Below are 7,340 nucleotides of genomic sequence, written 5' to 3'. Positions count from 1 at the left end.
CAAGAACGTTCCCTCAGAACCGATTTAGAGATTGCAAGGGGCGCGAGTCAATGAATGGTTAAGGACGTACATTTCGGGTTTTGTCTCGGTTTGAAATACAGAAAATCGACGGCGGCGTTGCGGGCGTCTCAAAACCCCGAACGCTTCGAAGGTCGTAACTGATGGTGTGGGCGCCCGAAAACAATGGCAACGAACCCTCCGGGTGCAGATCGCGGCGGCTGTCCTGACCGTAGCCTTTCGCGCTCTGCTACAAGCTGCGATCATTGAGCCGACAACCTCAGTATCTCGGATCGTCTAGCGGCATCGGCGTGCTACATCGTCCGTTCGCTTTAATGTCCGCTCCTCGGATGCGGCCGGGTTCTGCTCAACGTCGTTATGTGGGCGCAAAGCTGACATTTCGCGAAAGCGCCCAGATTTTGGAGCAGGACTTCAAAATTTGCCGATATAGAACCTTCCCGTAGGCTTGTCGTCTTTCATCCAGATCAGCGCCTGCGTCATGGAATCGACTTGGTCGTCGTGCCTGCCATGCGGAAATGCGAGCACCTCAAGCAGGAAGTCATCTCTCCAATGTGCGTCTTCCGGAAGATTGACGTTGCCGTTTTCGATCATCGCGGCAACGCGTGACAGCCGACTTTCCTTGTCGGTTCTGGCTTTTACCGGCGTCGTGCTGATGTCTTGGCTTTCCAAGTCGGCGATGAGGCTTGAGCCAGAGCCGGCATCTTCAATGAGGATGATGTCAGGGTCGTGCTCCAAAAGGGAGTTTTTGACGGACTTGATGAGGTCTGGATAAGCTGCCCTGACGCGCACGAGATCAAGGAGATAATAGTTGTTGTCATCCTTGGCCCATGTCGTTCCGACGGAGTAATCGCTGGAGGGGTCGCCCTTAAGGGCGGTGTCCCAGCTTTGAACGATGGTCATCGACCGACGGTCGAACTGATGCGGATCGTAGTCGCGAAACCACACCCTCTTGACCATGTTGCCGTCCGGTGGGGCAGGGGATTGTTGGTACTGCGCGGAAAAGTTGAGCGATCCTAATAGGCGCTTTAGACCGTCCAGTTCCGCGTGTCCCAGACGCGCGGGGTGGAGCAAGTCGCCAAACTTGCGATCGTGCCAGCGATTTACACTTGTCTGGACGCGTTCGTCCTGCTCGGCAATCGCCGACAGGTTCAAATGCTCCCAGCCGCCAGTCTCCAGAAGCACGCCTGCCAGGTCGTCGACATGCAATCTTTGCATGACAAGGACGACGGCACCGGCAGCGGGATTGTCGAAGCGCGACATCAATGTCGTGCGAACCCAGTCGGCGCACCTATTGCGAGCCGATTCCGAATGCGCTTCATCTGCCTTCAAGGGGTCATCGATAATGATGATGTCGCCACCGCGGCCGGTTAGCTGACCACCGGTCGAGGTCGCCAGGCGCCCACCGCCGAGCGTGGTCTGCAGCTCATTTTCAGTGTTCTTGCGCGGGCTAACCTTGAAGGTCGGAAACATCGACCGGTACCAGGCGGTGTTGACGACTGTTCGAAAGTCGTTGGCGTGCTTGACCGCAAGAGGTTGAGCATAAGAGACGCAGATCATTTTCTTCGACGGATCGCGGCCAAGAATCCATGCCGGGAACGCGACCGAGCTGGTGACCGACTTCAACGATCGCGGTGGCATCGTAATGATCAAGCGCTTGCACTTGCCCGCTGAGACGCGCTCGAGCTGATGCGCAATCGCTCGGATGTGCCAGTTGGGCAAATACTTGGCACCTGGATCGACAGCGGAGAAAGCCAGCGCCACGAAGGTCGCCAAGTCATCGCGGGCCGCGCCCAACAGCAGCTGAAGGGCAGTCGGTGCAACGGGCGAGGAGGATGGTCGGCCCGGTAGGGGGAGTGGAGCGTTCATTCCTCGTCTCCCTCGTCGCCGGTCTTGGAACGGGTCTCGGTATCATTCTCTGGCGAGTCCTTGTGGTCGAGATAATCCCGCATCATGTCGACCATTGTTTGCGGATCGAACACGTCGACCTCTGCATCGGGTTGCCGGCTTTCCTCAAGTTCGGCACAACGGGATGCGAGCTGAAGAGCATGGGCCGCCGACCGGAAATCGCCTGAAAGCGCATTGTTGCGCATTTTGAGGAGGATGGCCTCGAGTGCCGTCACCGTCGTCGTCCTGCCATTCTGCTGGATTTGGATCGGCCCAAAGAGCGTCTCACGTACAATAGTGTTCATGTTTTTTTTGCCTTTCGGTCGCCCTTTCGGATTGCCTGACATTCCTTTCTGGAACCGGGTTTCAGTTGGAGGCTTGCCGTAGCCTATCGAGTAGTCGGCAGGTTTCTTTCTCCGTGTCACAGCAGGCCTCCCACAGTTTCAGGCGCCGGGGTCGCGGACGCTGTTTTGGCGCGTGCGTCGGAAGATTCGAGGCTTCCACGCTGCTCGCACAGTTCCTCGAACGTCTCGCCCGTGGTGGCGAGCGTTGCCTGCTTGCCCGTATGCCTTTCGAAGCGGCGGATGATCAGATCGCAATAGTGAGGATCGATCTCGATAAGGCGTGCATGGCGCCCTGTCTTGTGCGACGCGAGTAGCGTGGTCCCCGAGCCGCCAAATGGGTCCAGCACGACGTCGCCGCGGCGGCTGACGTCCAGCAGTGCGTCGGCAACCAGAGCGACAGGTTTGACGGTCGGATGGGCTTCGAGCTCTTCCATCCGCGTCGTGCCAAAGCTGTTGGCGCCGCGGTAGGTCCAGACATTGCTGCGGTGACGTCCGTGTTTGCCGAGTTCGACGTTGTTGCGATGCGGCTCTTTCCCGTTTTTGAACACCAGCACCAGCTCGTGCTGAGAGCGGTAGAGGCTGCCCATGCCGGCATTAGTCTTATTCCAGACGCACAGATTGAGCAGATCGCCGAACGTCTGTTTACCCGCCAATGTGGTCTCTGCGATATGACGCCAATCCATGCACACGAAGGCGATAGCGCCCGGCTTGCTCGACCCAGCAATCAGTGAGAACGACTGTTCCAGGAACCTTGCGAACTCATCGTCGGACATCTCGCCGGATGCCATTGCAAATTCCCGGTGGCTTGTCTTGCCAAGACCACTGACGTGTCCGCCGATCGGAACATTGTAGGGCGGGTCTGTAAAACAGACGGATGCCTTCTCGCCCTGCATCAGCATATCGAAATGCTCTGCCGAAAGCGCGTTGCCGCAAAGCAGTCGATGATCGCCAAGTAGGAATAGATCGCCAGGCCGTGTTACTGCTGGCCCCGCCGATTGCTCCAGATGTTCCGCTTCGTCCCCTTCGGCTTCATCATCCTGATTGTCCGGCGAGAACTCGCTGATGATCAGATCGACCTCTGGGATGTCGAAGCCGGTGAGGCTCACATCGAAGTCGAGATCGACCAGCGCCTGCAACTCGATGGCCAGGATCTGCTTGTCCCAGCCGGCCTTCTCGGCGATCCGATTATCGGCGAGGATGTAAGCGCGCTTCTGCGCCTCACTGAGATGGTTGATCGAGAGGGTTGGAACGTTCTTCCATCCCAGCAGGCGCGCTGCTGAGAGTCGGCCATGGCCGGCAAGGACGTTGTTCTTCTCGTCGACCAGGACCGGATTGGTGAAGCCGAATTTTTCGATGCTGTCGGCAATTTGTCGGATTTGTTTCTTGGAATGGGTGCGAGCGTTGTTGCGGTAAGGGGTGAGTGCGTGGATCGAAACTGTGGTGATGTTGGTGGCCATGAGATCCTCTGAATGCCAGCCCAGGAACGACCGACATCGGTATGTTCCTGAGAATTACCCAGAGAATAGCGACCATTGACTTGGCGCAAAATACCAAATCTTCGGAACCATCGAACGAAACTTGAACTAAATGCATTTTTCTTTGTGTTATCACGACTTGAGATTGCAACAAAATATTTTGTCGCTCGGCAAAAGTGATGCCGAAGGCCGACAAAATATTTTGTTGGCCTATATCTAGGCCGAACCAATACATGCTTTTTCAGCGACCTCAGCGTCGCAAGCTGATTCGCAAAATGCTGAGCTAAAGGGCCTCCTGTTTGAGCCGCAGAGCCAATGCCTTGGCCTCTTCCGGCGTCAGTTGATTGAGAGCCACACGAAGCGCTTCACACAGTTCGTCGAGAATTGGGTCATTGTCTTCTGATCCGGTATGGCGATGGGCGCGTTGCTGGAAGAACAGGCTGAGCCAAAGGTCGAGCGCGCTGCCTTGCCATTTGCCCGTCTTGCGAGCTTGCCCCGACATTGCGATGGCAAGGCCGGCTAGAGCGTCCATTCCTCCGGCGACCTCGTACCCGTTGAGGAAATGGGCGAAGCGGCCGGATTGATCCCACTTAAGGGGCGCGGGCATGGTTGAGAAGTCGCCCTCCAGGGCCAGCCGTTCCCATTTGAGCAGCCTTGTCATTCGGCAGCCTCCGCCATCAGGCTGAGCCTTGGGCGGATCAACGAAACAAAGCGATTAGCCGCATGGCAGAGCCAGTCGAGCTGCTGGCCTTCGTCTGCGAAGTCTGACCTTGGCCTAAACACGCCCAACTCCGCATGAAATGGCCTGTCCGATTTCAGCCGCGCGACCAAATCAAGGCCGGTTTCTCCGCGCAATTCTGCAATGTCGTTGTGGAATTCATCAAAGAGAGCCTGACCATCCTCTTCGCGGAAGGTCAGGAACAGGCCGACTTCGGCTCTGCTGCCAGTCGACCGAAAGGCAGTCAGCCATCCTAGCGGGTCGGGCAGGGGAACTCTCACCCAATTGTCGCCGCCGTGGCGTGGTGCCAGTTGGTCTGCGTGGTCGAACTGTACCTCATCAATGAACCGCTGCCAGAATGCACGGTTGATGCCCCGCCGGTTTACTCGGTCGGGATCGACAACATTCTCCATGGTGTCAGCGGGCGGGGCGCTGATAGGTTCTGGCGTTTCCAAATAGAGCGGCATACCGGCGAGGTCGACCAAAACTCTCTGCTGCAGGACTTCGGTCCGCAGCGGCACCGTAGGCATAACGATAATATTTCCAGAAGTCGTTTGCCAAATCTGGATTTCAAGTAGCGCGAGTTGGGCTAGTCCGCCGCCCTGCGCGTTGAGGTGCTCGGCAATCGCGTGAGTGTCCGATCGGATGCCGTCACCGGCAATGATGAGCTGAAAATCTCCGAGTCTTAGCGATCGTGTTACCGCATCGACGAACGGAGCTTCTTCCAGGTCTGGCCACCGAAGCTTCGCCGCGGCGAAGATCGGGTTGGGATCAACCAAGGTCAGCTTGCGCCTCAAGGTCGAGGATAGATCGCCAAAACTCCAGTGTCGTAGCAAAGCGGCATATTCGAGGATCTGCGCCAACACTTCTCGTCGTGCTTGGGGATTTCGCCAAAGCTTGCACTCGATGACGACCAGCCGGCCACTTCTGCTAACGCCCAGGAGGTCCGCAAATACTGTCCCGCCCGCGCGAGGCAGAGGGAGTTCGCAGCATAGGGGAACGATATCTCCAAGGCCGTGATCGCGGTCGGCGACGATGAGTTCGGGATGTCGAAATAGAAGATCGCGAAGCCAGCGCTCGTCATAAGCCGGCGCTGAGACGCTGGTGGGAGACTCTCCGACGCTCGGTGCATTGCGCACCAGAGGGTGTCGACGCAGCGGCGTGGCAATGTCTTGCAGGGATGATAGGAGCAATGCACTCATTCGGGTATGACGCTCTTTCTGAAAGGATGTGCCGGCTTCACACTGGACGCGGTCACCGCTGGTTCGGTGATGTTTCTGACGTGACTTGAAGTAAACTTCATGATGATGACCAATGCTGAAGCTGACTTCGTTGTCAACGAGAAATGCCGAAGTCACGCTTCAAGTATGAGCGACTCTTTAAAGCAGGCTATAGGTGCGCGAGTTCAGGCTGCGCGGCGCGGGGCGAAGCTGAGCCAGGAAGTGTTGGCTGACCGTGTTGGGCGCACCCCTGAGAGCATTTCCAATATCGAACGCGGCAAACAGCTACCCAGCATTGAGACGCTTGCCGAGTTAGCGCGCATCCTCAAGATGCCATTGATGGACTTTTTTGATGGTCTGGAAAAGACACGCCCGCTTTCGCGCGAGCGGGCGGAACTTGAGGCCGAGCTCCTCGAGACGGCGCGCCAACTGACACCTCGGCTTATCAAAGTTGCGGTGGAGCAGGTCAAGGCGCTGAGGCAGTTGGGCTGACGTTGACAACGGGCCTGGTGCCAGCGCCCGATGTTCTACACGGGATTTTGGGTAGCAAGGGTTGGGGGAATCTTTGGCGCGTGGCTGCGGTTGGCGTTGACACCCAATTTATCGGCGCTGTCGATGTCATTAGCGTCACGCGCAAGATCGTAAGGGCGACGCTGATCGCAATCATACTTTAGACTGCGGGCGGGCTCGTTGTCGTCCAAAGCCCGGCGCCCGCTAAGGGGAAGCCCTCCAGACGGGGGAGAACCCACCTCAACAAATATGTGTCATCTGCAGCTGCCGATAGAGAATGCAAGTCGGCATGCAAGCTCAGTCTATTTGCCCACGCTCCAGGCGGCATGGGGTCGACCGGCAGGCACTCAAAATTATCGATACATACATCGGCTACTTGGGCTTCTCCTCGGGCTTTTCATGGCCAACAGAATTGCCTCCAAGGTACGGCTCGATATCCGAAGCTTGACGATTCTATCCCACATCCACCTCATGTCCGCACCCTCAGCGCCTGCTCCAGCCTGTCGGCAATCTGTGTGACGATATAGGCAATCACCATATAGATCACGACGGCAATCACGAAGGCTTCGAGGTAGTAGTAGTTCAGCGCGGCGGTCAACTGGGACTGGGCGAAGATATCGACAACCTCGATGGCGAATCCGAGAGAAAGGGCCTTCATGATGACCATCATCGAAGTCGTCAGGTCAGGAATTGCCGTGAGGGCCACCTGGGGAAATAGGATACGTCGGAACAGTTGGCCGCCCGTATAGCCCAGCGAATGGGCTGCGTCCGACTGACCGGTGTCGAATGCATTCAGGGCTCCCTTGATAATCTCCGATTGGAACGCGGCGACACAGCCGGTAATCGCAACTACAAGGATGACCCAATTGGGGGTTTCGTGGGCGTTGAAGTTGATACCAAGCAATGAGAACAGGAACTGGAATGCGGGCGGCAGACCGAAATAGGCGAGGAAAATAACGATGACCATCGGAACGCCCTTGAAGACGATCTTGTAAGTCATGATGAGCTCTCGCAGCACCGGTACCCGTCTGTATTCGATAAGTGCGAATATGCTGCCGACTATCGTCGACAGGACGAAAATCATGAGCGCCATTCCAATCGTCACGGGTACGGCACTCAGAATTTCCTGCGTGTCCTGGAGCAAAATATCGGTATCAAACATGGTTGAATA

General features: G+C 56.9%; 7 protein-coding genes. 1 reads left to right on the top strand and 6 read right to left on the bottom strand.

The window, feature by feature from the left end:
- Positions 1 to 429 precede the first annotated feature (429 nt).
- The 5 genes from terL to NKI99_RS26860 form a co-directional block, all read right to left on the bottom strand.
- Positions 430 to 1,884, bottom strand: coding sequence for a phage terminase large subunit (gene terL / locus NKI99_RS26880; protein ID WP_352612709.1), 1,455 nt, complete (start codon positions 1,882 to 1,884; stop codon positions 430 to 432).
- A complete protein-coding gene (locus NKI99_RS26875; protein WP_127291965.1) occupies positions 1,881 to 2,327 on the bottom strand; it encodes a DUF5681 domain-containing protein in 447 nt (148 codons plus the stop codon). Before NKI99_RS26875 ends, terL begins: the two co-directional genes overlap by 4 nt.
- Positions 2,324 to 3,703 carry a site-specific DNA-methyltransferase gene (locus tag NKI99_RS26870; RefSeq protein WP_352442492.1) on the bottom strand — a complete coding sequence of 460 codons (1,380 nt, stop codon included), beginning with the start codon at positions 3,701 to 3,703 and terminating at the stop codon, positions 2,324 to 2,326. The genes NKI99_RS26875 and NKI99_RS26870 overlap by 4 nt, the downstream gene beginning before the upstream one ends.
- 301 nt (positions 3,704 to 4,004) lie before the next feature.
- The gene (locus NKI99_RS26865) at positions 4,005 to 4,382 is read right to left on the bottom strand and encodes a hypothetical protein (RefSeq protein ID WP_127291969.1); all 378 of its coding nucleotides are present in this window, start codon (positions 4,380 to 4,382) and stop codon (positions 4,005 to 4,007) included.
- Positions 4,379 to 5,302, bottom strand: a complete 924-nt coding sequence (locus tag NKI99_RS26860; protein WP_127291972.1) for a hypothetical protein — start codon at positions 5,300 to 5,302, stop codon at positions 4,379 to 4,381. The genes NKI99_RS26865 and NKI99_RS26860 overlap by 4 nt, the downstream gene beginning before the upstream one ends.
- Positions 5,303 to 5,740: 438 nt before the next feature.
- On the opposite strand from NKI99_RS26860, the gene NKI99_RS26855 reads away from it, so the two are divergent.
- Positions 5,741 to 6,151 carry a helix-turn-helix domain-containing protein gene (locus NKI99_RS26855; protein WP_023809600.1) on the top strand — a complete coding sequence of 137 codons (411 nt, stop codon included), beginning with the start codon at positions 5,741 to 5,743 and terminating at the stop codon, positions 6,149 to 6,151.
- A gap of 487 nt (positions 6,152 to 6,638) precedes the next feature.
- Here NKI99_RS26855 and NKI99_RS26850 read toward each other — a convergent pair whose 3' ends face one another.
- Positions 6,639 to 7,331, bottom strand: coding sequence for an amino acid ABC transporter permease (locus NKI99_RS26850; RefSeq protein ID WP_023809599.1), 693 nt, complete (start codon positions 7,329 to 7,331; stop codon positions 6,639 to 6,641).
- Positions 7,332 to 7,340 lie beyond the last annotated feature (9 nt).

Source organism: Mesorhizobium sp. M0239, assembly GCF_040321815.1.
Taxonomy (GTDB): domain Bacteria; phylum Pseudomonadota; class Alphaproteobacteria; order Rhizobiales; family Rhizobiaceae; genus Mesorhizobium.
This window is presented reverse-complemented; position numbering and strand designations above follow the sequence as displayed.

Bases quoted from the DNA above. Each gene is read 5' to 3' on its own strand.
- terL (WP_352612709.1), bottom strand. From the start codon at position 1,884: ATGAACGCTCCACTCCCCCTACCGGGCCGACCATCCTCCTCGCCCGTT.
- NKI99_RS26870 (WP_352442492.1), bottom strand. From the start codon at position 3,703: ATGGCCACCAACATCACCACAGTTTCGATCCACGCACTCACCCCTTAC.
- NKI99_RS26865 (WP_127291969.1), bottom strand. From the start codon at position 4,382: ATGACAAGGCTGCTCAAATGGGAACGGCTGGCCCTGGAGGGCGACTTC.
- NKI99_RS26850 (WP_023809599.1), bottom strand. From the start codon at position 7,331: ATGTTTGATACCGATATTTTGCTCCAGGACACGCAGGAAATTCTGAGT.
- NKI99_RS26855 (WP_023809600.1), top strand. From the start codon at position 5,741: ATGATGATGACCAATGCTGAAGCTGACTTCGTTGTCAACGAGAAATGC.